Consider the following 24,337-nt stretch of genomic DNA (forward strand, 5'->3'; position numbering starts at 1 on the left):
TTCTACTTATTGAGGGCGAAGCAAACCGTACCGCCACAAGCCAGGTGCCGCTTCGGGCAAACTCCCAATCTCACGTCGGAACTATGGGGAATTTCACCCACGGCCGCGTTGCATTCAGACAAGCTTGTGCTCGTAGGCCCAAGCGGCTGCGGCGGTGCGCGAGGAGATGTCTCGCTTGTTAAAGATTTGCTGAGGTGCCGGTCGATGGTCTTTCCGCTGAGGCAGAGCTCATGAGCGATCACCTTATTCGACCTGCCGGCCGCCACCAGCCGCAGCACGTGCAGCTCGCGTGGCGTCAGCCCGAAACCAATCTCCGGTGATGCAACTGATGTCTGAGAATCGATCCTCGGGATATCGGATGCGGCACCCAACGCTTTCGAACGCCTCCCGAAGCGGAGCGCATGCGCCGCGGCTGTGATCGGCGAGTGCCCATCGGAATCTCGCCACACTTGTCACTCCAGAGTAGATGTCCGATCCTATTCTATCGCACGAGCAGCCAACTGGTTTACAATTGCTCCAACTGTCGCAACTATGGAGGAAGCCGATGCAAGAGGCCCTCGTCGTCCGCCGCGAGACACACATCCCGGCGCCCCCCGCTGCGCTGTTTGCCCTCCTGACCGATCCGGAGAAGATCCTGCGCTGGATGGGAACAGAGGCGCAGCTCGAGCCGCAGCCCGGCGGGCTCTATCTCGTCAATGTTACCGGGGCTCGCGTCGCTCGCGGCTCCTTCCGGGAGGTGGTGCCGGTGCACCGTCTGGCATACAGCTTCGGCTGGGAAGAGAGCGATGAGGTGCCGCCGGGATCGAGCCTGGTCGAGATCGATCTGATCGAGCAGCCGGACGGAACGCTGCTGCGCCTGACCCACACCGGCCTGCCCAATGCCGAGCAATGCGCCGGCCATGCGGAGGGCTGGGCTCATTACCTCGGCAGGCTGGGCGAGGTTGCAGCCGGGCGTGATCCCGGCCCGGATCCCAAATACGGCCACACGGGCAGGGGGTGACGGCCTTCCGCGCGCGATATCGCCGCCCGTGAGCCCGTTGCAATTTGACGGCGGATGCCGGCTCGCAGGGCGGGTCGAACCCGGCGCCATCGAGGATCGGACCGTACAAGCGCCGGGGGGCGGGGGGAGGATAGATCGGCGGGCCGGCTGCGCATCGTCACGGCGCGGATGACAGGCCGGGCGCGGTGGCCGCATAATCGCGCCATGGATCTGCCCGCGCCTCTCGCCTGGCTGGTGGACGAGGCCGGCGCCTCGGCCGCCCCCGACCGATTTCTGGCCGAGCTCGGCGGCCGACTTCTGGCTGACGGCCTGCCGCTGGCCGGCGGCGCGCTGACGCTCGCGGTTCCGCATCCCATTATCACCCGCCGCACCTGGCTTTGGCGGGCGGAGACCGGGGCGGTGATCGAGGCGCTGAGCTTCGCTGGCGGTCCGCTCGGCCAGGCAGGGCGCGACTGGCTGGCGGAGCTCGGCCCGGTGCAGGAGGGCCCGGTTGGCCGGGCGCCGGATAGTCCGGTGCTGGGCTGGGCCGGAACCCGGCCGTTCGGCCCCGCCGAGGCTGCCCGGCTGCGCCAGGCCGCGCGCTTCGCCGCGGCGCCCCTTGCCGCACTTGCGGCGCGGGCGGCGCTGACAGCGCTACTCGAGGCTTATCTCGGCCGGCGCAGTGCCGCCCGGGTGCAAGGCGGGTCCCTGCGCCGCGGCACCGGCGAAACCATTCACGCCGCGCTGCTCTATGCCGACCTGCGCGGCTTCACCGCCCTGTCCGAGGCAACCGAGCCCGCGGCGGTGATCGCCGCGCTCGACGCCTGGTTCGACCGCGTCGCCGGTGCGGTGCACGCCTTCGGGGGCGAAGTGCTGAAATTCATCGGCGACGGCATGCTGGCGATTTTCCCGGTCACCGCTGCGCCGGCCGAGGCCTGCGAGGCGGCGCTGCGCGCCGTCGTCGCCGCCCGCGCCGGCATGGCCCATCTCGATGCGGGGCGGCAGGCGCAGGGCCTGCCCCGGCTGCCGTTCGGCGCGGCGCTGCATCTCGGCGAGATGCTGTGGGGCAATATCGGCGCGGTCGACCGGCTGGATTTCACCGCCATCGGCCCCGCGGTCAACCTGGTCAGCCGGCTGGAGGGGCTATGCCGGCCGCTCGGCCGCTCGGTGCTGATCTCGGGCGCGGTCGCCGCCGAGATCACCACACCGCTGGTGCCGCTGGGCGAACACGTGCTGCGCGGCATCGCGGCGCCCTGCACCGTCTTCACCCTGCCGGATGCGTAATCGCGGTCCTGCGGGGCGGCGGCGTCAACCGCAGATTTGGTTAGCTTGATTTTGGCCATCTAGTCGTCTCCGAACGTCAAAAACTAGGAGCAGAATAGGGGCACTCAGACCCACTGCTCCGGACTACTGCCGCGTGCTAGAGAAAAGGTCGAAAGCTCAAGAACGCAAGCTAAGTCCTTGCATCGTAGTGTCTTTTCGCATTTTTACTTGCAAACGGCGGACATGAACTTAGACGAAATTGGCGGGCTCTTAGTCGGCTTCCGCCCCCCTTCGGCGTCTTCATCCGGTACGGTTTCATCAAAGATGACCGACCAGACAACATCCATCAGCCTGCGGCGCCTGACGCCATGATCGTCACTTGGGGGAAGGCCGGACTGGCGCCCTGAGCATTTGTGGCGCCACTGCGACGCATGGCATGTGCATGGAATGGCGCGAAGACACCGTCCTCGGGCAAGGTGCGGCAACGCTATCATGTCACGATGATAGCCATCAATTCGCTCTTCTGCCGTGCAGACTTTGGTTCCGCTTGATTGGCGCGAACGCGACTTCCTATTCCAAGCGCGCTCGAATGCTTAGGCTCAGGTTTAAGGTGGCGGCGCATTGCGGTCTGGGCAATCAAGGGTTGAGCCTTCTTCACATGGAGAAGGCTGATCGCCAACGCCGCCATAACGCTCAACGAGTTTTGCGAATCCGTAGGCGAAGGCGGAAAGAAGCGCCAGGATAACCACTATTCGGATGGCCATAGGGGATCGTAACAGGATCCCACATTGGATGTCGCAATTCCTCCGCTGCCGGTAGTGCGTCAATTTGAAATTTGACCTTTGCCGTGTCGCATCCGGTCCCGGCTCCTATATGCTTAGCGGAGCTACGCAGGAGACGTGGGTCATGAGCGTGACGTCTGATAAGCCCGAGCATGTCGCTACCGCTTTTGCGAACGCTTGGAACCGGCATGACATGGATGAGTTTGCGTCTCTGTTCGCTTCCGATGCTAATTTCGTTAACGTCGTAGGTGTTTGGTGGAAGAACCGATCCGAGATCGAAGCGGCGCACCGAGCCACCCATGAGACCATGTTTCGGGATAGCCGATTAGAAGGCGATATCTCGTCGGTTGTGGAATTGGCTCCGGGGCTTGCTTCTGTTCATTGCACTTGGACGCTAACGGGAGCATTTGCTCCGGACGGCTCCCCGGCCGGGGTTAGGAAAGGCATATTGCTTCTGATTGTCCAAGAAGGGCAGTCGGGATGGCGAATCAAGGTGGCTCAGAACACGGATATTGTTCCAGGCGCAATCGCCCCAGCCGGCTCGAAAGGCTAGCTCGCGCCAACAGAGGCGGAACAGGGCGTGCGCCAGCGAGCCTGACCACCAATACGTATGCGTGTCGGAATGCCGAATTCGACTGCTTTGATCCTCGTCACTGAGGCCGTCAACGTCACGCGTGCCGAATTCCTGGTCTTCGCCAAGGCCCATGGCGCCATGGACCTGAGGGTACCGGCCGAGGTGGGCGTCGTTGCGAAAGTGACTATCCTCAGTTCAGGCAAGCTCGATTTCTCCGCCGTGACAAAATGGTGAGCGGCGAAGACATGAAAGCCCGAGCGGCTTGACAATAGCCGACTGAGGAAGTCGGCGTGTTTGCCCAATCACATGCAACTAAGGCCATCTTGGCTCAAAGGTAGCCTTTGGCCGAGGTCGGTTCTGAATTGAAGCCGGCCTACATCTATCACGAAGTGAACGGCAGTTTTGCGCTTCAATGCAATATCGGCCGCAGAGGCGGATTTTGCTTTCGCCCAAAAGCAGACATTGCAGCTGACCATGCTGAAGGTCGCGCCCGCACCACCTGCCGACCTCAGCACCTCTAAGCGCAAACGTCTGGTGTAATGCCCGATGCGCGCGCTCGCAGGGCATCTCGCTGTTACATCGCCGTGACAAAAGCACCGCCACGGTGGCGTCAACCGGTTACACAGGGCAAGAAATATCTCCGGCCTTCTGGGAGTGACGTGTCAGCGTCTCCAGAGGCTGCGTGGGCGCGGCGACTGGAACGCTCCACGCCTCGCAAGAGGGTTAGCGAAACCTCGTCAAGGCAAGGTCGAGCTGCGTTCTGCGTTCTATATCGGCGACGGCGGCGACTGGGAGAGATGGATACCATGCGCATGGGGCGTCTGGAAGTTGGCAGGACATGGACGCGGGGCGGCCCGCGTGCAGGCGCTTGGCTGAGCGGTGCAGTGACCACGCAGCGCCACCTCGCAGCGATCATGGCTTGCGACGTGGTCGGCTATTCGCGCCTGACGGAGCGCGACGAGCGCGGCACGCTCGAGCGGCTGAAGATGTACCGCAAGGACCTCCTCGAACCGCTGGTCTCTGTGCACCAGGGTCGGATCGTCAAGCTCACCGGCGACGGCATGCTCTGCGAGTTCGCGAGCGTCGTTAACGCGGTGACCTCGGCAATGGCGATTCAGCGGGCCCTGGCAGAACATGAGGCGGAGATGCCCCAGGGAGAGCGGATTCGCTTGCGCATCGGCGTCAATCTCGGCGACGTGGTCTGCGAGGAGGACGGCGACCTCTACGGTGACGGGGTCAACATCGCCGCCCGACTCGAAAGCATCGCCGATGCCGGCACCGTGGTCGTCTCCGGCACCGCGTACGACCACCTTCAGGGCAAGCTCGATTGCGGCTTCAGGCCGCTCGGCAACCTGCGCCTCAAGAACATCGAGCGGCCGGTGCGCGCCTACCGCGTCGAGACCGACGCCAGCGCCTCGGTGGCTGCATCGCCTCCCTTGCCCGAGAAACCCTCGATCGCGGTCCTGCCTTTCACCAACATGAGCGGCGACCCCGACCAGGAATACTTCGCCGACGGGCTGGTGGAGGACATCATCACGGGATTGAGTCGGGTGAACTCCTTCTTCGTGATCGCCCGCAACTCGTCCTTCACCTACAAGGGCCGGGCGGTAGACCTGCGCCAGGTCGGGCGCGAGCTGGGCGTCCGCTACGTGCTAGAAGGCAGCATCCGCAGAGCAGGATCGCGGGTGCGTATCAGCGGGCAGCTGGTGGACGCGATCAGTGGGCACCATGTCTGGACTGACCGCTTCGAGGGCGATGTGAGCGACATCTTCGACCTGCAGGACAAGGTGACCGAGAGCGTCGTCGGTGCGGTCGAACCGAGCATCCGGCTGCAGGAGATCAAGCAGGCGCGCATGAAACCGACCGAGTACATCAGCGCCTACGACCTCTACCTTCGCGCGCTGCCGCGCTTCTACAGCATGACGCGCGAAGGCTTTGCCGACGTGCGCCGGCTCACCAACGAGGCGCTCAGCATCGACCCTGGCTTCAACTTGGCGAAGGCACTCGGCGCCTATATCCGCAGCCTATCCGTGAGCCAGTGCTGGCACGAGCCCGACGATATCCGAGTCGCCGCGCGCATGGCGCGAGAGGTACTGGCGGAAGCGCGCGACGATCCCACGAGCCTACGCTTCGCCGCGCAGGTGATCGCCTACAGCGCGAAGGACTACGAGATGGCGTTGCGCACGATCGAGCGATCCCTGCTGCTCAACCCCAATTCGGCGCAGGGCCATACGGGCAGCGGCTGGGTGAACGCACATTCCAGCCGCCCGCTCGTCGCCATCGAGCACTTTCACAGGGCAATGCGGCTGAGCCCGATCGACCCCGAGAAGGGCATCGCGCTCTCCGGCATCGGGATGAGCTACCTGATGCTCGAGCGCTACGAGGAAGCGCTGGCATGGGGAGAACGCGCGCTGCACGAGATGCCGAACTACGGCTCCTCGCACCGGGTGGTGATCATGGCGCTGGTCAAACTCAACCGGCTGGACGAGGCGCAGGCGGCGGCGCGGCGTCTTATGAAGGCGTTCCCGACCTACACGCTCACCCTGCAGAGACAGATCAACCCGTGGCTGGACGAGGTGTTCGCCGAGCGTTATGTCGAGGCGCTGGGCATCTCCGGCGTGCCAGAGTGATCGTCGCAGTTGCAAAGATGCCCGGCGAGGCGACGTTCCCTTGACCTGCGTCGCTTCTGGAAGGCCAGTTCTCTGGCGGCTTGTCTTAGGACTGAGCGCGTAGAGCAGCGTGAACAGCCGGCGAGCTCTCCGTTGAATTCGCGTCGAACTTCCGGTTTCGATCCGCTTCTTATAAGGCAACAGGCAACCTCCGGGCGGTTCAGATCCTGCTTGGGCACACCGAGATCGAGAATACGGTTCGCCATCCGGATGTCGAGGTCGGGGACGCGCTCACATCGCCGAGGGAACCGAGATCTGATCACGATGGCCTCTCGACTTCGCGGAGAGGTCATCATGTTCTGAAAAGCCACCGCTCAGTTACGGGCTCGATTTCCGCAATGCGTCGCATCACAGCCGTTCGGCATGGAAGATGGTCATCCCGAAAACCGCCGGTCCACTGTCGCCCATCAAAGGCGGAACTATGCGGCGTTGAGGCGCTAGGCGAATTTGCGCCTCGTCTCGGCGGTTGAGACGAGCTCTGCTACTTCCTGAAAGCGGTCGCTAGCGGCGATCACAAGCCAGATCCGGCCGAGCACCCAGAGGGAAAGCGCCCACCGGAGCAGCAGCCAGAGATGCGGTGTTGGCATTTTCGGGCCCCCTGAATCCGGCCCGGCTGAGTTTGATGGAGAAGTTCGAACAGGCGCCAGGCATTAATCGGCAGCAGCACCAGTTCCATCAGGCTCAGGGTAAGCTGCCGATGAGGGGCGCCATAGGCGGCAAAGCACAAACAGCTCAGCACCGCCGTTATGCGCAGCCACAGCATGGCTTCATTGAGGCTTCATTGAGTAGGTGAGAACGGCGAAGAAGCTTCCGAGGAAGCCGATCGTCTCGGTCCAGATCATGATCATCTCTCGTTGGTTGAGTGAAGCCAACGGACCTTGGTCAGCCGGCGAAGCCGCCGTCATCGAGAAAACGCTGCTCCTCCGGTCGCATTTGGCGCCCGAGGATCGGGTTGCGGTGCGGAAACCGTCCAAACCGGCGTACGATGTCGCGATGGTGTTCGGCGCGCATCGTGTCGGAGGGTCCGATCTCGCGGGCCAGTGCCACCGAGCGGTCCTGGTCGGCCATGTTTTCGGAATGCGCGAAGGGCAGCGCGAAGAACAGCCGCCACGATGGATGCACCTCATGCTGGAACCCGGCATCGATGGCGTCCGCCGCGACGCGGCGGGCCTTCTTGTCCGTCGCATACATGCGCGGCGTGCCACGAAACGCATTGCGCGGAAACTGGTCCAGCAGCACCAGCAGCGCCAGGGCGCCATACGGCGTCGCCGCCCAGTCGTCGCAATCGCCGCGCGCCGCTGCCTCGTGCAGCGGCAGAAAGCGCTCTCGAAAGACGCGGTCGAAGGCCGCGTCTTTGGCGAACCATACGGTGGGGCCTACCAGCCACCAGAAGTCGATGACTTCGGCGGCATCGTGGGGCACATCTTCGAACCCGGTCCGATTCTTCCGGTTCTGGATCTTGAGCGCCTGCATGATCATGCCGCCTTCACGGTGCCGGCCAGTGCCGGCCAATCCTGAGCCTTTGCCCAGTCTGCGAACGGAGTCGGCTTGATCGGCAGCACGCTGATCGTCTCACGCAGATCGACAGTCAGAAGCGTCGGGCGCTGCCGGTGGATCCAGGCATAGTTGGCGACGACCTGATCGGCCGCTTTTTTGCCCAGCATCGCCGTCACGTTGTCGGCAAAGTCTGCCAGCGGAACCGGATAATACTCGACGGCGCGGCCGATAATATCTGACAGGATATTGGCCATCTGTGGCCCGGTCAGCGCCTCGGGTCCGCCGATTTCGAAGCTGGCGCCCGCAAGCTCCGGCCGCCGCATCGCCTCGACGATATAAGCTGCCATGTTTTCCCATGAGATCCACGATGTGTGGAAATCCGCCGGCAGCGGATAGGGGAATACACCGTGGTGCATTATCGCCGCGGCGCTCCAGGGGGTGGCGACATTGCTCATATAGAGCGTCGGCTTGAGGATGATCGACGGCAGGCCGGAAGCCTTGATCATGTCGATGAGCTCGACCTTGGCGTCCATCAGCGCCGTGCCGGAGAGCCTGGAGACATGGCCGCTGGTGTTGAACACCATTAGCTTGACGTCCGCCTCCAGCGCCGCGTCGACCATGTTGCGGCCGTAGCGCAGAATTTCCTCGGGACTGGCATTGAGCGGCAGCGTCAGCGCCACCGCATCAACGCCAAGGCAGGCAAGGCCGACACGGCGGGCGTCAGCGAGGTCGCCGCGCACGATGTTGACGCCGTCGCCAAATGTGTCGGGCGCGCCTTTGCGTAAAAGGACGCGTACGGTCGCGCCTGCCGCGCGGCATGCTTGCGCGATGGCTGAGCCCTGGGCGCCGCCGGCGCAGGTGACCAAAATTGAACTGGGGAAGTGACGCATGAGTTTGCTCCTCGGTGATGAACGTCTCGCGGCCGGCAGGACTGCCTCCGCTGCGGCCAGCCAATTCGCAGCTTTACTCTGCTGAATCCAGTGATATGATTTCAGGAATATGATGAATCAAACTGACCTATTCCGTGTCGATCTCAATCTGCTGGTCCTGTTCGAGGTCGTCATGGAGGAGCGTCATGTCGGTCGATCGGCGGAGCGGCTGAGCCTGTCACCATCGGCCGTCAGCCATGGGCTTGGGCGGCTGCGCTCCTTGCTAGGCGATCCGCTGTTCCTGAAAACGCCGCGCGGCGTCGTGCCCACCGACCGGGCAACGGAGTTGGCTGCTCCGGTGGCCGAGATTCTGGCGCGGGTACGGTCGGTGATTGCGAGCGCCGAGCCATTTGACCCCTCCCGCTCGATGCGCCGCTTCGTCATCGGCGCGCCGGACGGGGCCTCGTCCGTGTTCCTGCCGCCGCTGCTCCCCCAAGTGCGCCTGGAAGCGCCTGGCATCGACATCAGCATCCGGCAATTGCTGCCCAGGCCGGGCGAGCCGTCGCCAACTCTTGCCTGGCGCGACGCCATCGCCGAGCTTGAATCGCGCATGATGGACCTCGCCGTCGTTCCGTTCGGCGACTTCCCCGTGCGATTTGCGGTGGACACGATCTATGAGGAAGATTTCGTAATCGCGATGCACGCCGGCCACTCTTTCGCCAAGGACCCAAGCCTGGAAAATTACTGCGCCATGCAACACCTGGTTGTGTCGAGCGCGGGCGATCCAAAGGGTTTTGTCGACAAGGTGCTGGCTGAGAGAGCGCTGTCGCGCCGAGTTGCGCTCACTGTTCCGAACTTCATGTTCGGACTGGCGGTGCTTGCCGAAACGGATCTGATCTCAGCCTATCCACGCCGCTTCGTTGCTATGCACGCCAGCCGTTTCGGCGTGGTGGGTGTCGATGCGCCGTTCCTGCTCGGTCACTTCAAGATGAACAGCATCGTGCCGAAGGTCGCTATGATGGATGCGGGCCTAGCCTGGCTTGTTGGTCTACTAAAACGCACCGGGCAATCCGCTCTTGCTGCACCGCCCGGCTAAGTACTGACCTGCCGTAGAGCGCGAGCGAAGGTCGTGTCAGGTGAGTTCGCAGCGATGCTCCCGAATTGAAGTCCGCTTTTGAAGGTCCGAGGTCCGACGCTGCCAATCCGCCTCCGGTCCCAAAGACTGCTGGATCGCTTTGCGGCTCTTTCCGATCGTCAAATGAGAGTTCCCGAAAGCCGATGTGCCTGCATCATCCGATAACGATCTACCCTGAACCATTACGTGCGTGGCGAGTTGCTCAAACCGATAACCGATCTCCGACAACTCGAGATCATTTTGTGCGAAGCGCCGTTCCATCGTTGCCCCCGGGTTCTCGCAGATTGCTTTGAGAAATCCGAGTCCCGACTGGACTTTGTCGTCCGAAGCAGCCGTCGCGAGGTCGCTGGTCCGTGAAAAAAGGTCATCCTAAGCGAACGAGGATCGAACTAGGAGTCGGTGCCAAATGCCCAGGTCGGATCGTTAGGTTCGTGACCGGCTTCGGCTCACCGCCAATCGGCAGGGCGTCGAAGCCGTGCAACCCGTGCCTCGGCATGCTCGGCAATAGTCCGGCACGGCGCGTTCCCTCCCATCCTTGCGGGTCTGCACACGCGGCATCCAAACGTAGGTTGCGCGTTCCTGGTCCTTCTTGGCTACGGCCATAATAATTCCCGCGATATGGATCGGCCTCAAGGCAGACATCTACCGGTAACTATCTGGGTCCTTGGCCTTCTCGGCCTGGCAACCAACATTGCTCAGAGCAGCCTTACGATAAGCGCCTTCAAACACGCGGATCGCCCTCTCGAACTTAGCCGGATTAGGCGCCAAGTGTTTATCTAGCCCGTCGTACAAAAGGACGGAGACAGCCATCATTGCTTTTCCACTTTCGCTTGGTCTCAGCGCCGGGCACCTTTTCAATACGCCATAGATGTTACCTGAAATTGCCGCAGCCCGATGCAATTTGCCATCTGCCATACGTGCCAAGTAATTGATGTTTTGCTGCTCTCCCTGCCCAGCTGAAGCAACCGGTATTGTGAAGGAGATTGCTAGGATGACCGTTACCAAAATGCGGCTCAAACGTTTCCCTTCTCCTTGCAGTCAACTCGCACCACTAATCACCCGTTATCATAGCCTAGCCCGAGCTTCAAAAGCTCGCCAATAGGCGCCAGCTCGCTTATGAAGGAGGTTGGGGTGTCTGGATCTGCTGGTGTAACTTCATCGACGCACTCATCCCTGGGTTCGAGTCGATCGACCGCCCGGTTGAACTGGTGGTCAGTATTGCGGACCGTTGGACGGGCCTCCTCCGGTTAATACCTTCATGCTTTGTACCAAAGCCACCACAGAGCTTTCAGGCTTTCCGATCCAGAGGCGGCATATCAGATTGGACTGACGCTCGATCTAGATGACCGAGCCTACGGAAATAGGTCCTATTATGAATTTCGCGACCAAGTAAAGCAGTAAGAAGAGCTGCACAATATGCCTCTTGAGGTGCGATGGGGCCCCAATCGGCCGAGCGAACCGTCGCAGCGGAGCATCCAACCGATCCCAGCGATCCAAGCGATCCAACCCGTCGATTGAATAGGAGGTCAGCGTCTCCGCGTCCGCCGTTCCTCTTCCTGGTCGCGGCTGGCACTGACCACGGCCGGGCATTGGCCCCGGCTGCGCACATGTCACTCAAAAGTCTGCGCCATGGCGGAGAAATAACGATTGTCGGGGATGGGCAGCATCAGGCCGACTAGGCCCGATCGCGAACGCCGCAAGCTCCGCGCCTGCAGATTGGTAGTGTACTGGTGGCGTTCGGCGAGGCTGAGAATTGTTTCCACCGCCGCAACCCGATGGCGCTTGCACGGCGACACGCTTCCTTCACCGGCCTGATAATCACGGCGAACTCGGAGCCAATCGCCTCGATCGACAGCCAATACGCGGCGTCAAGACGATAAGGCGATCCGGCTCCGCACGATCGCGGCTGCGCTTGCGCCCGTTCCGGCCCGCTCGCATGCGATCAGCCCGCTGGCCGACAAGGCGAAGGTGCGCCGCGATACGTGAGTCTGGTCGGCATCGATCCACGGAATGAATGCTTGACCTCAAGTTAACTTCAGCTTGTACCAAACTGGTTGTACGAATTGAAGGAGTATCATCAATGCTGACCAACATTGATCTTCAGGGACTTCGTGTAGCAGTCACGGGCGGCACGTCCGGTCTAGGACTGGCGCTTGTCCGGCAGCTTGCCAGAGAGGGTGCGTTCGTCGCCTTCGTTGCCCGCACGGCCGCGAATGTCGAACGCATCGCCGACGAGACAGGCGCACATGGCATTGTCGGCGACGTCGGCAAAAAGGACGACATCTACCCGATCGCGTTGCAGGTCACCGCGAGCTTAGACGGGCTCGACGTTCTGATCAACAATGCGTCGAGCCTCGGGCCCGTCCCAATGGCGCTCCTTGCCGATACCGAGTGCGAGGAGCTGGAAAATGCGCTCGCGGTCAATCTCGTCGGCGCGTTCCGGCTGACGAAAGCACTGTTCGGTGCACTTGCCGCGTCCGCGCGCGAGGGCCGTGGCGCACTGGTGATCAACATCTCCAGCGACGCGGCGGTGAACGCCTATCCCGGCTGGGGCGCGTATGGTGCGAGCAAGGCCGCTCTTGCTCAACTGACGGCGATTTGGGACGAGGAGGCAAAGGCCGACGGCATCCGGCTCCTCGCGCTCGACCCCGGCGATATGGACACCCCGCTGCACGCGCTGGCGCTTCCTGACGCCGATCCGTCGACATTGAAGCGTCCCGACCTGGCTGCTGCCGAGATCATCGAAAAGATGCTCGACACGCTGCCGGCCGGCGCAACACTTCTCGCCGAGACACGCGGATGATTGCCGCCGACCGTCCGGATCGGCGCGCCGCCAGGCTGTTCGTCGTCGAGGCGGACGGCACGATGCGCGACCTGCCGCGAGCTGGACTCGCGACGCTGTTCAACCCCGGCGATCTGGTCGTCGCCAATGACGCCGCGACCTTGCCTGCCAGCTTGCTCGGCACGCATGTCCCAAGCGGTGAGGCGATCGAGATCCGCCTGGCGGGCTGGCTGTCACTTCCCGATCCAACGCGCTTCGTAGCGATTGCCTTCGGCGCGGGCGATCACCGGACGCGCACGGAAGACCGGCTGCCTCCACCTCCGCTGTCACCAGGCGATCGCCTCCGGCTCGGCTCGCTTGACGCCGTCGTCGAGCGCCTTCTCGACCATCCACGCCTTCTCGAGTTGCACTTCCCAGGCAACCGCGCAGCGGTGCTTGCAGGACTGGCGCAGCACGGCCGGCCGATCCAATACGCGCATGTTCCCGAGCCGTTGGCACTGTGGGATGTTTGGACGAAGATTGCCGCCGGGCCGGTCGCGTTCGAGGCGCCGTCGGCAGGCTTCGCGCTCGACTGGCGCACGCTCCAAGCCTGGCGTCGGCACGACGTTGGCTTTGCAACACTCACGCATGCTGCGGGCGTCTCTTCCACCGGCGATCCCGCGCTCGACTCGCGCCTTCCCTTCGACGAGCCATACCGCATCCCTGGGCACACCGCGGCGCAGGTCGCGCGGGCGAAGCTGCGCGGCAGCCGCATCATTGCGATCGGCACGAGCGTAGTGCGCGCACTTGAGGCAGCCGCCAATCCCGGCGGCAATGTGCGTGCCGCAAATGGCATTGCGACAGGGCGCATCGCGCGGGGCACCCCACTTCGCGTGGTCGATGCGATTCTAACAGGCGTCCACCAGCCCGGCGAAAGCCATTTCGAGCTGCTGCGCGCCTTTGCCGACGATGCTCTGCTCGCCAAGGCCTCCGCGGCCTTCGCCGAGCACCGATATCGCACGCATGAATTCGGCGATTCCATGCTGCTCAATCGCCAACGGCTGGATCGATCGCGGACAGAACAGGAAGTGCGCGAGACGAAGCCTCTACTCTAGGCGATCCGATGATCTTGGATTTCCAGGGCTTTCGAAAACGACATTTTGATTAAGTAATTCATCTAAAACAACTATTTCGACACTAGTAACTTCGACTCTAGGGGTCCGGAGTTCGAATTTCGTCGCCGGGAGTCACGCGCGAGCTGCGGCTGAGACGCGGATAGGCCCGCGCCCTGTGCCGCGGTGATCGCCACCACGTCACCAATGCCTATTCGCCGCGCCAGGGTGAGCCGGGAGCGACGATGGCGGTATTCAAGTTGACGCTAATACAATATTGCCTACGCTCCAACGTTGGGCGATAGTGTGCGTCGGGAGGCAGGAGGCTATAGTTGGCTTTAGCTTAGACTTTGCCCAATCACGAGAGAATACCTTGCAGCTCGTGAACCGGCTCAAGGCAGCAGCTTGTGCTTCAGCCTAGGCGGAAGATGCCAGGTGGATCGTCTCTTCCACTGTAACGTTGCGTGGTTGGGAAGCAATTCGGCAAGCCTTTTCACAGAACGAAGACAGGGATCTCGCTTGCGCAATACAGGAACTCAGCAATTACCCTGATGTTTGGGCAGGATGCCTTCGATGCGCCATGACGACCAGGAAACTGGGAGGCGACGCGTGAAGTCTTGGTAAGGGCAGCTGGCAGCGTAGTGGTGGCGTCGACGATCGCGTGAACGCCCGGGCTCTAGACAGTGTCGAGGAGACAGCGGATGAGGCAACTCGAATTTTTCTATTTCCTTGGGAGTGGTTATGCATACCTCTCCGTCATGCGTATCGGCTCTTTGGCGAGGGACGCTGGCATTACCGTCAGATGGCGTCCATTCAATGTCCGCACCGTCATGGCGGAAAACAACATTGCGCTTCGCTCGCAGACCGCCAAGGTCAAATACATGTGGCGTGACGTGCAGCGCAGGGCGCGAACTCACGCGCTACCCTTCGTAACTGCGCCCATCTGGCCAACCGACCCCGACCTTCTGGCCAACAGGGTTGCAATGGTCGCCGCGGAAGGCGGCTGGTGTGAGGACTATACAATCGAGAGCTTCAAGGCTTGGTATTTGGAGGGCGTGGCCCTCGGCGACAGAGCCCACCTTGAACACGTGCTTCGGCCACTCGGCAAAGACGTGGATGCGGTGATCGCTCAGGCCAACGCACCCGCCGCCCACGAGCGGCTCAAGATGGAAACCGATGCGGCGCGCGAATACGGAATTTTCGGTTCGCCTGCGTTCGTGGTAAATGGCGAAACTTTTTGGGGAGACGACCGGCTCGAAGAAGCGCTTTCTTGGGCAACCGGTCGGCATCGGTTGCAAGATGTCCATTAGCACGGAAGTGCGCGAGCCCCTTGGATCCGCCAATCGTGGCTGACCTGCCCTGTTTGTCCGCTATAAGCGAATTCGCCAAGGTGATGGTCGTTTCTGGCCGGCGGCGGAAAATCTGAAGAAGATCGCAGAGCAGATGGAGGGCAGCGGTCCAGACCGGCCCCAACGTCGAAAAAGCTATCTCGAGATACTCGAAGCGACCGTTCGTGATCCACTCGACGTTGGGAAATCAACGAATCTGCCGAACTAGGGGGCGAGAGCGAATCCACAGTGCCTGGCGGCTTTCTAAACGGCAGGAATGCGATTCTGTCGCCGCATGGACGCCAAGCTTGGCCCCGACGATCTGCATTGATAATAATGCAGATTTGCATTATCTTATTGCGATGAACAGGAAATGTTTAATATGACAACGTTGACAGTGACGACAAGGGGACAGGTGACGTTCCGCAAGGACGTGCTGCAACATCTGGGCATCAAGCCGGGCGAGAAGATCGAGCTTGATCTGCTGCCCGACGGTCGGGCGGAATTGAAGGCGGCACGGGCGAAAGGGTCATTCCGGGACCTCCACGGCTTCCTCAGAGGCAAGACGAACGGCCAGGTGCTCAGCATCGAGGAGATCAACGAGGCGATAGCGGAAGCGGGCGCCGCGGCCGGGTCCGGCAAGGAATGAGGGTTACGGCCGACACGAATGTGCTGCTGCGCGCCTATGTCGCCGATGATGAGGGGCAGGCGGCCGTTGCCGTCGACCTGCTGGCCAAAGCGGACATCGTGGCCGTGAGCTTGCAGGCCTTGTGCGAGTTCGCCTGGGTTCTGGCCAGGCAATACCAGACAGAGCGCGAAAATATTGCCGCGGCGATCCGGGCGTTGCTGAACACCGCGAATGTTGTCGTCAACCGGCCGGCAGTTGAGGCAGGGCTGTCAGTCCTCGATGCCGGCGGCGATTTCGCGGACGGCGTGATCGCTTTTGACGGCGGCTGGCTTGGCGGGGAGACTTTCGTCTCGTTTGACCGGAAGGCCGCCAAACTGCTTTCGGCGCAGGGACAATCCGTACAGCTTCTTTCCTAAGTTTTCCGCGGTGGTCTTTCGCACTGCGCTGTCGCGTCTGTTAGAGGCTGCTGCGAGGAATCGAATTCTGTTTGTCCCGTGCCACAATCATCTAGGTGCGGCAGGCAGGAGAGGCAGGTGCCAAATCTGATTGCGCGTGCCGGGAGTGCAGCTTTCCATAGTGAACTGTGCGCCGTCATGCGCGGTCAAGCATAGGCCGGAAGCACGACTCCTAAGTTGGCCGCCAGTATGATCCCAGCGTTGATTGCTTCCCTGCTGGCAGGAATGGACGATCACGTTCGAACCGGGTAGCCGGACATTGGGGGTGTTTGTGTTCAGCAACACCATTCCGGCCAATCCCTCAACGGGATGACGAGAGCGGCGAACTGGGAGTCCAGCCGCTCAGATCTTCACCGACCCGGCGGCCAAGCCTGCGAGGAAATAACGCTGTGCAATCAGATACAGGATCAGAAGCGGGAGCGATCCCAGCACACTCATCGCCATCATCTCGTTCCATTCGAACGCATGTTGGCCCATTAGCAACTCGATACCGATTGGAACGGTCCGCATGTCTGTCGACTTCGTCAAAGTGAGCGCAAAGAGGAACTCATTCCACGCCAACAGAAACGTATAGACCGCAGTCGCGACGATGCCAGGCACTGAAAGAGGGATAACCACACGCCACAGCGCTGTCCAACTTGACCCGCCATCGACCAACACCGCCTCATCGAGTTCCCTTGGCAGGGTATTGAGATAGCCGGTCATCAGCAGAATTGCGTAAGGCAGGGTGAACACCATGTAGGTTAGAATCAGCGCGAAATAGGTGTTGAAAATGCCGAAGGCGACGACCATGCCGAAATAGGGGATGAGAAGCGTGATCGGCGGGACGGTCTGCGTGCTGATGATGAAGACGTTAAGCGTATTCTTAAAACGGAATGAATAGCGGCTGAAGCCATAGGCCGTAAGAATGGCGACCAGCAGCGTCAGAAGCGTTACCACTCCCGCGACGAGATAGCTGTTGAGAAAGAAGCGCACCTTGACCGGATCATTGAAGATCGAAAGGTAGGCTACGTTGGTGAAATGGTCGGGCAGCAGCCTCGGCGGTAGGGCAAAGATCTCGGTGTTCGATTTCAACGAAGTGAAAAACATCCACAGGATGGGAAAACCTGCAAAGACCAGACCGGCCGCGAGCCCCAGATATGTCAGTACGGTGGGCAATACGGTGTTTTTGAAAGAAGAGCGCTTTGCCATTGCCGGTCACCTGGCCTTCTGGTGTTTGATGTAGAAGTAAGTCGCGCCCATCGAGATGATCAGGATGAAGATCGCGCTCGCCGAGGCTTGTGAAAATTCGTAACTCGAAAACGCAAGCTTATAGGTATATGTGCTTAGCACCTCGGTCGCATGGATCGGGCCACCGCCCGTTGTCATCCAGACCAGCGGGAAGACCTGCATCGTCCAGATGAAATCCAGCAAGGCGATGCTGACGATGATCGGCATCAGCTGCGGAATCGTGATGTACCGGAACTTTTGGAACTCATTGGCCCCATCGATGCCTGCGGCCTCGTAAAGGTCCTTGGGGATGCCCTGCAGACCGGCGAGCAAGCTGACCATGTAAAGCGGGTATCCCGCCCAGATGTTCGCAAACGTCAACGCATGGAGCGCGGTTTTCGTCGAGGAGAACCACTCGACCTTGAAGTTGACGATATGGAGCGCCATCAGGATGCTGTTGACCACGCCGTTGGGATCCAAAAGCAACCGCCATATGATCGCGATGATCACTGCCGTAAAGAGCCAGGGCAAGATGTAGAGAACACGCAGAATGCTTCTAATCACCGGATGGACGCGTTGGGTGTTCAGCAAGAGCGCGAAGGCCAAGCCGATTAGAAGATGGAAAATGACGCTCATCACCGTGAAATAGAGGGTCTGCCCGACCGACTGCCAGAAAACCGGATCTGCGAAGATCGTCACGTAGTTCCGCAACCCTACGAAAGCAGCGTCCTTTTTCATGATCGCGCCGTCCATCAGCGAATAGCGCAGGACCGTGATCATGGGAAACAGCATGAGCAGGCAAAACAAAAACGTGGCTGGTGCCACGTAAAACAGCGGGATCAGCCTCTTTCTTGTCTTGTAAGAGATCATGCCACGCTTGCGCACTTTCGTTGGCGTGACGATCAGACCTTCGTTGGCGAGGCTCATGAGGTGTAACCCGTTTGATCGTAGGAACGTATCGTCTGGTTACGATGCAGCGGCAGCGCGATAGAACCATATCGCGCTGCCGGAATTGTCTGGAGCTGCGCCTACTTGGCGAAGTCAACCAACCACTGCTTTTGCGTATTGGCAGCCGCGTCCTTTGCGGTTTGCTGGCCGTCGAACATCTTTTGCACTTCGACGTTCATGTCTCGCATCAGGTCCTCGGCGACGGGCAGGCCCACGAATTCGTTGGCCAGGTGGCCGCTTTGGTAGATCTTGAAGGCTTCCTCAAATAGCGGGTCCGATTTCGAGAAGTCAGGCTTCGCGTGCACATTGCCTGGAAAGGCGTTTGCGAGCGATACCAGGCGGCCGTTCACTTCCGGGCTCATCAGATATTCAACGAGCTTCCAGGCCTCAGCCTTGTGCTCGGTGCTGTTGCTGATGCCGATGCCCCACGAGGCATAGGGCAGTCCGCGCTTACCCGAATAGCCATCAACCGCAGGCAGGGCAGAGATGCCGAACTTGAGATCGGGGTTGCGCTGGCGGATAAGATTGATATGTGCCAGCGAGTCGATCATCATTCCAACGCGGCCGTTGACGAACTCTTCGACCTTGTCCTGTTCCTTCTTGGCAAAGATGCCTGGCGATATGACGCCGGCGTCCTGCAGGGACTTGATGTATTCGAGCGTACCGACCACGGCACTATTTTCCACATCGGGCTTACCGTCCTTGAGCATCGACGCCCCGGAAGCCCACACCCAAGACATCACGTCGTTCTGGATGCCGCCGGGATTTTGCAGCGATAGCGGCAGCACCCACCCGTATTCGTTCTTGTCCGTATTGGTCATCTTCTTCGCGGCAGCGGCGAATTCTGTGCGGGTAGTCGGCATCTTGTCGACACCGGCAGCCTTGGCCAGATCGAGATTGACGAAGACCGGGTATACGAACGAGGCTAGCGGGAACATGACGCTTTGGCCGTTGACCTTGATGATGTCAGCGATCTGGCTCGGGTCATATTTGGCGTCGGCCATTAGGCTGTCCATCGACGCGATTGCGCCCTGCTTTGCAAGCCCGTTGACCCATGCGCCGTCCAGGCCGACGACATCGCTGAGCGTACCCGACGCGGCGCCGACCACGATCTGATCATGGGTGGCGGAGTAGGGGCCGCTGACAAGCGTCACCTTGATGCCAGGGTTTTTAGCTTCGAACTCATCCATGATGCCACGCAGAGCGCCAGCGGGCATTTCGGGCTCCCACCATTGGATGAATTCGAGATTGGTCTCAGCGAAGGCGCAGGTGGCAGATAGTACCCAGACGGCCACAGCGGACGAAGCCGCTACAATATATTTACTGACGTTCATGTTTCCCTCCTCGGAGCGATGTTTTGGCTCGATCCTCCCGATCGCGATCAAACTAGGTTCCCTTCCGGGTCTTTGTGTCAATCAAGAACTGGGATCGTGAAGAATGGCTGGGATAATGCGAAGCCAGAAATAAATGTAAGCAGTTGAATAATAACGCGATTTGTCTGAGTTCCGAGGAGGTGCTTTTTCCATTGTACACATTGCTCGCGTCGCATTTTTCCGCTAATTTCGTAAACAAACGAAAGCCTGTTAGCTCAAAAGAAAACAAATGAAAGGCGCATCGATCGGGCGGAAAAGCGGGCTTTCGGCGAGGTCACGCACTTGCGAAGACGTCGCAATTTAGACGGCGTTCAGGCGACTCTTGATCGCTTGGTCGCTTTGTTGGGTGACCAATGGGCACAAGACGATCTCGAGCTCCCGGTGAAAAAATCGGCGTGTCGCACCGCTGAACGATGTCGAGCAGGGTTGCACCGTTTGCCAAGGAGGACGGCCCGAAATTTCCCTTGATGCAAAGCCAACGATCTTAGTCGCCCACGAATGCTTGGCTCCTGGCCGGCTACGATCTTGCAGCTTAGAAGTCACGGCCCAAAAATAACCCTCAACCAACCGATTTGATGGTCGAGCGAGGGGTTCGCACACCAGAGCGGAGCCAGCGTCTAACAAAATTTGCGCGTCCGATTCTTTCCGGATCAACCCTCGCGGATCACGCTAAATTGCGAGATGCGTCTGGGGATCGAAGAAGTGCAACTTGGCCGCGTTGATCGCAAGATTAATCAACTCGCCCGGCCGGACCGCGCTGACGGCTTCAAACCTCGCTACGGCGTTTGCCGCACCGCTTAGATCTTCAACGGCATCTGGGTCGCCGGAATCGATTCGAACCGCATCGACACTCAGGTGAACGACAAGCTCGGATCCCAATTCCTCCGTCGACTTTACGATGGCCGGCAGAGTGGCATGGCGCGATCCCGATTCCAGACTGCTGTCGTAGAGATCCTCGGGGCGTATGCCGAAGATGAGTGTCTTGCCTTCGAAGGCGGTCAGACCAGGCGAGCGCTCAAACGCACTCGTCGGCACCGGGATCGAAAAGGTCGGCAGGTCGATCCTGCCATTGTGCAAACGGCCTTCGAACAGGTTCATCGATGGCGACCCGATGAAACCCGCCACGAAGGCATTGATTGGCCGATTGTACAGTGTCTTTGGCGTGTCGACCTGCTGAAGCACACCGCCTTTTAAGACCGCAACCCGGTCGCCCATGGTCAAGGCTTCGGTCTGATCGTGTGTTACATAAATCGTGGTCACCCCCAACTGTCTTTGCAGGCTGACAATTTCCGCGCGCATTTGCACGCGCAGCTTGGCATCGAGGTTTGACAAGGGTTCATCCATGAGAAAGGCCGCCGGTTCGCGCACCATCGCGCGCCCCATGGCGACCCGCTGGCGTTGTCCGCCTGACAGCGCCGCCGGCTTACTGTCGAGCAGCGTTTCCAATTGCAGGGTCTTTGCAATTTCATGGACGCGCTTCGTGCGCTCGGCCTTGCTCTTCCCCGCAAGCTTCATCGAGAAGGCTATGTTGTCGAACACTGTCATATGCGGATAAAGGGCATAATTCTGAAAGACCATCGCAATATCGCGGTCCTTCGGCGCCAGATCCTCAACATTCTCGCCGCCAATGCTCAGGGTTCCGCTGCTGATCTCTTCCAGCCCCGCGATCATGCGCAAGGCAGTCGATTTTCCGCATCCCGAAGGGCCAACGAGAATGAGGAACTCGCCATCGTTTATCGTCAGGCTAAGATCCCTGATTGCTTGGAATTTCGTCCCGTAGGTCTTGCAAATTTTGTCCAACACAACAATGGCCACGTCACATCCTCCCTATTATCAGCGCTAGCTAAACGTCGAATAGCCTCCACCCAGCGCGACTGCAGATCGAACCGGCAGTGTCATCGGCGCAGCCAAGGCGCGCTCCCCGGACGTTCCACCAGAAGCGGCAATATCCGAGCGATGAATTCTCAGTCTGGCGACGTAATCGGTATGGGCACAGGCGCATTTTCTTTCGCCATCCACGCGAGACAGGCGTTGTGGTCTGGCAGAGCCATACGGCCACCGCGGCCCGTTACCGAGATCGCGGCCGCGGCGTTTGCATAAATAACGCAGGCGACAGGCTGCTTTCCCTGTGTAAGGGCAAAGGCATAGGCCCCATGGAAACAATCCCCCGCGCCGGTCGTGTCCACTGCCCTGACCTTGTAGGCCGGAACGTGCCACAAAACGGCATCGTCCTTTTGCCGGAGGTAGGCGCCTCGATCGCCATCGGTCAACACGACCGCGGAGCGGTCATCCGACCACAGCTTGCGCAGGATCGCCGTCGCCTCTTTTTCGCCTGTATAGGTCTGCGCAAATTCCAGAGGGAATACGAGGTGATTTGATAGGCGGATCAATCGGTCGGTTGCAGGTCCGATTGTCCACTCAATATCGGCGATCACCGCCAGACCGAGCGTGCGGGCACGAGCAACGACCATCTCCGCCTGCGTGGCGTAGCCGTCGATCAACAGTACCTGGGCTTGCGCAAGGACGCTGTCGGCCAGCGCATCCGAGGTCCCGTGCGGCACATCATCATCATAGGCGATGAACCGGTCACCATTAGGCGCGACAGTGATCACCGACCGGATCGGCCTGGCATCGGAACGACGTGGCGCGAACGATATGTCGACACCGTGTCGTTCAAGTTCGCGGGCGCTGACATCTGAATGTGGCTGATCGCTCAGCCAGCCGATGAAACCGGCACGCCCGCCCAACTTGGCGACAGCAACCAGTGCCGTCGCCACATTGCCGCCGTGGTCCCTCGTGCGATTTGTCACCCTCCCTTTGCCGGCACCCAGCGGGCTGTCGACATAGATGATGTCGTCAATCGCCAAGGCTCCGAAGCCCAAGACCTGAAGATCGCCGGTCACGGCTCACGTGCCGCAACCGCCAAAGCGTCTTGCGGCGCCATCCCGTCGTGAATGACGCCCTTGAACGCACGCGCTGCCATCGTGGTGTCACCATGCCCCCACAAATTGCGCCCCACGACCGCACCCTTCGCGCCGGCGCGCAGGGCTTCAGAGGTCTGGGTCAGAGCGCCCAGAAGATCCTCGGTCTTCGGGCCGCCGGCGATAACGATGGGAACCGGGCAAGTGGCGACGGTTTCCTTGAATGAGTCGAAGTCCCCAGTGTATCCGACCTTGATCACGTCGACGCCGGTCTCAAAGCCAATCCTAACTGCATAGGCGATCTCGTCGGGCGTGAAGACGATCTTGCAGCCGTTTGAATAGTCGCGCGGATAAACATGCGCAACGACCGGCATTTCGAAACGAGCAGCAGCGTTGACCGTATCGGTAAGCCAGCGAATGTAGTGGCCCTCGGTATCGCCCCGCACCGGAATGGCGACGGCCAGCGCATCGGCACCGTAGCGCACGGCATCTTCGGGTGTCGCGATCAACTGACTGATCCGATCGTCGGGCGTAAAGCACCCCGCCTGAATGACCAGCGCCGCCTTGCCGGCGTAAGCCGGCCACAGATGACGCGCCGCACCAGGCTGAATACTGATGTAATCTGGCTCTCCGGCCATCACTCGCTTGAGCGCGCCGGGGAGATCCGCAAGGCCGCCCTCACGGACGTTGCCATAGCCTACGAAATGGTCGACCGCACCACCGAACAGGTTTCCAGATCGATGCGAGAACAGCCGCGACAAGCGAATTTTAGTTCCAAGGCCCATATCGGTGCAGTCCCTTCGCGATTTTTGATCTGACATTGAGGGACCCTAACTCGAAAGCAAAACAATACTCAATATTTCGATTTCTTTCGTTTTGATATAAGATTGCGATTGCGACCGCTAGCGTTCGCTACGATGACGCGCTATCCGAAGGATTCGCAAACGCTTGCCGGTTTGGGGTTCGATTTTCGAAAGGTTAGCGTGTGCAGCTATTCAAACAGCAATTCGGGGTCACACATGCTGGCGGAACAACGACGACATCAGATCATGCTCGAGCTTCAACGGACCGGCCAGGCGCGCACCAGCCAACTGGCGGAAAACTTCGGCGTGTCCGAGGTGACCATTAGGTCCGACCTGGAAATTCTGGACGCAAAAAAGCAGTTGATCAAAACGCATGGCGGCGCAATTGCCTTGCCCGCTGATTCGCCCGCCGCGGCCTTCGAAGAACGGATGTACCGCAACTTCGATGCCAAACGGCGTATCGCGCAGATGGCGGCGCGCCAGATCATAGACAACCAGTCCGTGGTGTTCGACAGCGGCTCGACGTTGCTGCAGGTCGCAATGCAGATGCCCCCGGTCAGCAATGTCGTAGTAGCGACAACCGCGATGAACATCGCGCAGCATCTGATGTATCGTCCCGGACTGGACGTGCATATGATAGGCGGTCGGGTCTATCCCGAGACGGTCAGCACGATCGTGTCGGATTTTGACAAGGCCGTGGGCGGTCTTGTGGCTCACCAGGCATTCGTCAGCGCGCATGCGATAGATCACTCATTCGACGTTGTCGATGTCTCAGAAGACATTGCACGTACGAAGCGTAATCTGGTTCGTATGGCCAGGCGTGTGATCCTTGTGGCAGATTCAAGCAAATGGGATATCGGCGCCTCGTCCAAGGCATTCTCGTTGTCACGTGTCGATCTGATCATCACCGACACTGGTATGCCGTATGGGATTCGTAGCCGATTGGACAAGCTGGGAGTCGAAGTGCGCTACGTGTGAGTGCCTTCCGTCTGCCATCAGCCTCTCGGTGCCGCGCTGCGTTTGACGCCGGA

General features: G+C 60.3%; 24 protein-coding genes and 2 pseudogenes. 13 read left to right on the forward strand and 13 right to left on the reverse strand.

Annotated elements, in window-relative coordinates; all coding sequences use genetic code 11:
- Window positions 1–2: 2 nt before the first annotated feature.
- Window positions 3–449, reverse strand: coding sequence for a helix-turn-helix transcriptional regulator (locus NKH01_RS07230; protein WP_353019769.1), 447 nt, complete (start codon window positions 447–449; stop codon window positions 3–5).
- A 95-nt stretch (window positions 450–544) separates the two neighbouring features.
- Between NKH01_RS07230 and NKH01_RS07235 the strand changes: the two genes are divergently transcribed.
- The 6 genes and pseudogenes from NKH01_RS07235 to NKH01_RS35285 form a co-directional block, all read left to right on the forward strand.
- Window positions 545–1,000: an SRPBCC family protein gene (locus tag NKH01_RS07235; RefSeq protein WP_352464137.1), complete on the forward strand. Its 456-nt coding sequence runs from the start codon at window positions 545–547 to the stop codon at window positions 998–1,000.
- A gap of 204 nt (window positions 1,001–1,204) precedes the next feature.
- Complete coding sequence (locus NKH01_RS07240; protein ID WP_353019771.1) at window positions 1,205–2,263, forward strand: adenylate/guanylate cyclase domain-containing protein; 1,059 nt, start codon at window positions 1,205–1,207, stop codon at window positions 2,261–2,263.
- A gap of 885 nt (window positions 2,264–3,148) precedes the next feature.
- Window positions 3,149–3,577: an SgcJ/EcaC family oxidoreductase gene (locus tag NKH01_RS07245; RefSeq protein ID WP_353005878.1), complete on the forward strand. Its 429-nt coding sequence runs from the start codon at window positions 3,149–3,151 to the stop codon at window positions 3,575–3,577.
- A 69-nt stretch (window positions 3,578–3,646) separates the two neighbouring features.
- Window positions 3,647–3,832: a hypothetical protein gene (locus NKH01_RS07250; RefSeq protein ID WP_352818068.1), complete on the forward strand. Its 186-nt coding sequence runs from the start codon at window positions 3,647–3,649 to the stop codon at window positions 3,830–3,832.
- Window positions 3,833–4,482: 650 nt separating this feature from the next.
- Window positions 4,483–6,228 (forward strand): adenylate/guanylate cyclase domain-containing protein, encoded by a 1,746-nt coding sequence (locus NKH01_RS07255; protein ID WP_353019773.1) that lies wholly within the window; start codon window positions 4,483–4,485, stop codon window positions 6,226–6,228.
- A 161-nt stretch (window positions 6,229–6,389) separates the two neighbouring features.
- A pseudogene (locus NKH01_RS35285) lies at window positions 6,390–6,526 on the forward strand (integrase); the annotation flags it as partial.
- Window positions 6,527–6,704: 178 nt separating this feature from the next.
- Here NKH01_RS35285 and NKH01_RS07260 read toward each other — a convergent pair.
- The 3 genes from NKH01_RS07260 to NKH01_RS07270 all read right to left on the reverse strand — a co-directional run bounded on the left by NKH01_RS07260 (window position 6,705) and on the right by NKH01_RS07270 (window position 8,654).
- A complete protein-coding gene (locus NKH01_RS07260; protein ID WP_023721868.1) occupies window positions 6,705–6,854 on the reverse strand; it encodes a hypothetical protein in 150 nt (49 codons plus the stop codon).
- A 295-nt stretch (window positions 6,855–7,149) separates the two neighbouring features.
- A complete protein-coding gene (locus tag NKH01_RS07265) occupies window positions 7,150–7,740 on the reverse strand; it encodes a DUF924 family protein (RefSeq protein WP_353019774.1) in 591 nt (196 codons plus the stop codon).
- Window positions 7,741–7,742: 2 nt separating this feature from the next.
- A complete protein-coding gene (locus tag NKH01_RS07270) occupies window positions 7,743–8,654 on the reverse strand; it encodes an SDR family oxidoreductase (protein WP_353019775.1) in 912 nt (303 codons plus the stop codon).
- Between the two features lie 109 nt (window positions 8,655–8,763).
- On the opposite strand from NKH01_RS07270, the gene NKH01_RS07275 reads away from it, so the two are divergent.
- Window positions 8,764–9,729, forward strand: coding sequence for a LysR family transcriptional regulator (locus NKH01_RS07275; RefSeq protein WP_353019776.1), 966 nt, complete (start codon window positions 8,764–8,766; stop codon window positions 9,727–9,729).
- A gap of 681 nt (window positions 9,730–10,410) precedes the next feature.
- Here NKH01_RS07275 and NKH01_RS07280 read toward each other — a convergent pair.
- Both NKH01_RS07280 and NKH01_RS07285 read right to left on the reverse strand, forming a co-directional pair.
- Complete coding sequence (locus NKH01_RS07280) at window positions 10,411–10,785, reverse strand: hypothetical protein (RefSeq protein ID WP_353019778.1); 375 nt, start codon at window positions 10,783–10,785, stop codon at window positions 10,411–10,413.
- A 486-nt stretch (window positions 10,786–11,271) separates the two neighbouring features.
- Window positions 11,272–11,528, reverse strand: a pseudogene (locus NKH01_RS07285) (LacI family transcriptional regulator); the annotation flags it as partial.
- 254 nt (window positions 11,529–11,782) lie between these two features.
- On the opposite strand from NKH01_RS07285, the gene NKH01_RS07290 reads away from it, so the two are divergent.
- The 5 genes from NKH01_RS07290 to NKH01_RS07310 all read left to right on the forward strand — a co-directional run bounded on the left by NKH01_RS07290 (window position 11,783) and on the right by NKH01_RS07310 (window position 16,013).
- Window positions 11,783–12,571: an SDR family NAD(P)-dependent oxidoreductase gene (locus NKH01_RS07290; protein WP_352885439.1), complete on the forward strand. Its 789-nt coding sequence runs from the start codon at window positions 11,783–11,785 to the stop codon at window positions 12,569–12,571.
- Window positions 12,568–13,644 (forward strand): S-adenosylmethionine:tRNA ribosyltransferase-isomerase, encoded by a 1,077-nt coding sequence (locus NKH01_RS07295; RefSeq protein ID WP_023721864.1) that lies wholly within the window; start codon window positions 12,568–12,570, stop codon window positions 13,642–13,644. The genes NKH01_RS07290 and NKH01_RS07295 overlap by 4 nt, the downstream gene beginning before the upstream one ends.
- 698 nt (window positions 13,645–14,342) lie before the next feature.
- Window positions 14,343–14,951: a 2-hydroxychromene-2-carboxylate isomerase gene (locus tag NKH01_RS07300; RefSeq protein WP_353019779.1), complete on the forward strand. Its 609-nt coding sequence runs from the start codon at window positions 14,343–14,345 to the stop codon at window positions 14,949–14,951.
- A 400-nt stretch (window positions 14,952–15,351) separates the two neighbouring features.
- Window positions 15,352–15,618 (forward strand): AbrB/MazE/SpoVT family DNA-binding domain-containing protein, encoded by a 267-nt coding sequence (locus NKH01_RS07305; RefSeq protein WP_031194881.1) that lies wholly within the window; start codon window positions 15,352–15,354, stop codon window positions 15,616–15,618.
- Window positions 15,615–16,013, forward strand: a complete 399-nt coding sequence (locus NKH01_RS07310) for a type II toxin-antitoxin system VapC family toxin (RefSeq protein WP_352516340.1) — start codon at window positions 15,615–15,617, stop codon at window positions 16,011–16,013. The genes NKH01_RS07305 and NKH01_RS07310 overlap by 4 nt, the downstream gene beginning before the upstream one ends.
- 87 nt (window positions 16,014–16,100) lie before the next feature.
- On the opposite strand, the gene NKH01_RS07315 is transcribed toward NKH01_RS07310, so the two are convergent.
- The 7 genes from NKH01_RS07315 to NKH01_RS07345 all read right to left on the reverse strand — a co-directional run bounded on the left by NKH01_RS07315 (window position 16,101) and on the right by NKH01_RS07345 (window position 23,288).
- Entirely contained in the window at window positions 16,101–16,340 is a 240-nt protein-coding gene (locus NKH01_RS07315; protein WP_352590998.1) for a ricin-type beta-trefoil lectin domain protein, read from the reverse strand.
- 54 nt (window positions 16,341–16,394) lie between these two features.
- On the reverse strand, window positions 16,395–17,243 hold the full coding sequence (locus tag NKH01_RS07320) for a carbohydrate ABC transporter permease (protein WP_352591001.1): 849 nt from the start codon (window positions 17,241–17,243) through the stop codon (window positions 16,395–16,397).
- A 6-nt stretch (window positions 17,244–17,249) separates the two neighbouring features.
- Window positions 17,250–18,131, reverse strand: a complete 882-nt coding sequence (locus tag NKH01_RS07325; protein ID WP_502912608.1) for a carbohydrate ABC transporter permease — start codon at window positions 18,129–18,131, stop codon at window positions 17,250–17,252.
- A gap of 158 nt (window positions 18,132–18,289) precedes the next feature.
- Window positions 18,290–19,543 carry an ABC transporter substrate-binding protein gene (locus NKH01_RS07330; protein WP_031194880.1) on the reverse strand — a complete coding sequence of 418 codons (1,254 nt, stop codon included), beginning with the start codon at window positions 19,541–19,543 and terminating at the stop codon, window positions 18,290–18,292.
- Between the two features lie 708 nt (window positions 19,544–20,251).
- On the reverse strand, window positions 20,252–21,397 hold the full coding sequence (locus NKH01_RS07335) for an ABC transporter ATP-binding protein (RefSeq protein WP_353019782.1): 1,146 nt from the start codon (window positions 21,395–21,397) through the stop codon (window positions 20,252–20,254).
- Window positions 21,398–21,546: 149 nt separating this feature from the next.
- Window positions 21,547–22,485, reverse strand: a complete 939-nt coding sequence (locus tag NKH01_RS07340) for a PfkB family carbohydrate kinase (protein WP_352548582.1) — start codon at window positions 22,483–22,485, stop codon at window positions 21,547–21,549.
- Window positions 22,482–23,288 carry a beta/alpha barrel domain-containing protein gene (locus NKH01_RS07345; RefSeq protein WP_352911031.1) on the reverse strand — a complete coding sequence of 269 codons (807 nt, stop codon included), beginning with the start codon at window positions 23,286–23,288 and terminating at the stop codon, window positions 22,482–22,484. The genes NKH01_RS07340 and NKH01_RS07345 overlap by 4 nt, the downstream gene beginning before the upstream one ends.
- A 234-nt stretch (window positions 23,289–23,522) precedes the next feature.
- Here NKH01_RS07345 and NKH01_RS07350 point away from each other — a divergent pair, with 234 nt between their 5' ends.
- Complete coding sequence (locus NKH01_RS07350; protein WP_023721854.1) at window positions 23,523–24,284, forward strand: DeoR/GlpR family DNA-binding transcription regulator; 762 nt, start codon at window positions 23,523–23,525, stop codon at window positions 24,282–24,284.
- Window positions 24,285–24,337: the final 53 nt, after the last annotated feature.

It is taken from the genome of Mesorhizobium sp. M1403 (genome assembly GCF_040317695.1).
Lineage (GTDB): Bacteria > Pseudomonadota > Alphaproteobacteria > Rhizobiales > Rhizobiaceae > Mesorhizobium.

Coding starts and splice junctions, on each gene's coding strand:
- NKH01_RS07260 (WP_023721868.1), bottom strand. CDS start 6,854: ATGCCAACACCGCATCTCTGGCTGCTGCTCCGGTGGGCGCTTTCCCTC.
- NKH01_RS07330 (WP_031194880.1), bottom strand. CDS start 19,543: ATGAACGTCAGTAAATATATTGTAGCGGCTTCGTCCGCTGTGGCCGTC.
- NKH01_RS07325 (WP_502912608.1), bottom strand. CDS start 18,131: ATGATCTCTTACAAGACAAGAAAGAGGCTGATCCCGCTGTTTTACGTG.
- NKH01_RS07345 (WP_352911031.1), bottom strand. CDS start 23,288: ATGGGCCTTGGAACTAAAATTCGCTTGTCGCGGCTGTTCTCGCATCGA.
- NKH01_RS07275 (WP_353019776.1), top strand. CDS start 8,764: ATGATGAATCAAACTGACCTATTCCGTGTCGATCTCAATCTGCTGGTC.
- NKH01_RS07265 (WP_353019774.1), bottom strand. CDS start 7,740: ATGCAGGCGCTCAAGATCCAGAACCGGAAGAATCGGACCGGGTTCGAA.
- NKH01_RS07310 (WP_352516340.1), top strand. CDS start 15,615: ATGAGGGTTACGGCCGACACGAATGTGCTGCTGCGCGCCTATGTCGCC.
- NKH01_RS07235 (WP_352464137.1), top strand. CDS start 545: ATGCAAGAGGCCCTCGTCGTCCGCCGCGAGACACACATCCCGGCGCCC.
- NKH01_RS07245 (WP_353005878.1), top strand. CDS start 3,149: ATGAGCGTGACGTCTGATAAGCCCGAGCATGTCGCTACCGCTTTTGCG.
- NKH01_RS07250 (WP_352818068.1), top strand. CDS start 3,647: ATGCCGAATTCGACTGCTTTGATCCTCGTCACTGAGGCCGTCAACGTC.
- NKH01_RS07320 (WP_352591001.1), bottom strand. CDS start 17,243: ATGGCAAAGCGCTCTTCTTTCAAAAACACCGTATTGCCCACCGTACTG.
- NKH01_RS07240 (WP_353019771.1), top strand. CDS start 1,205: ATGGATCTGCCCGCGCCTCTCGCCTGGCTGGTGGACGAGGCCGGCGCC.
- NKH01_RS07315 (WP_352590998.1), bottom strand. CDS start 16,340: ATGGTGTTGCTGAACACAAACACCCCCAATGTCCGGCTACCCGGTTCG.
- NKH01_RS07350 (WP_023721854.1), top strand. CDS start 23,523: ATGCTGGCGGAACAACGACGACATCAGATCATGCTCGAGCTTCAACGG.
- NKH01_RS07290 (WP_352885439.1), top strand. CDS start 11,783: ATGCTTGACCTCAAGTTAACTTCAGCTTGTACCAAACTGGTTGTACGA.
- NKH01_RS07270 (WP_353019775.1), bottom strand. CDS start 8,654: ATGCGTCACTTCCCCAGTTCAATTTTGGTCACCTGCGCCGGCGGCGCC.
- NKH01_RS07295 (WP_023721864.1), top strand. CDS start 12,568: ATGATTGCCGCCGACCGTCCGGATCGGCGCGCCGCCAGGCTGTTCGTC.
- NKH01_RS07305 (WP_031194881.1), top strand. CDS start 15,352: ATGACAACGTTGACAGTGACGACAAGGGGACAGGTGACGTTCCGCAAG.
- NKH01_RS07300 (WP_353019779.1), top strand. CDS start 14,343: ATGAGGCAACTCGAATTTTTCTATTTCCTTGGGAGTGGTTATGCATAC.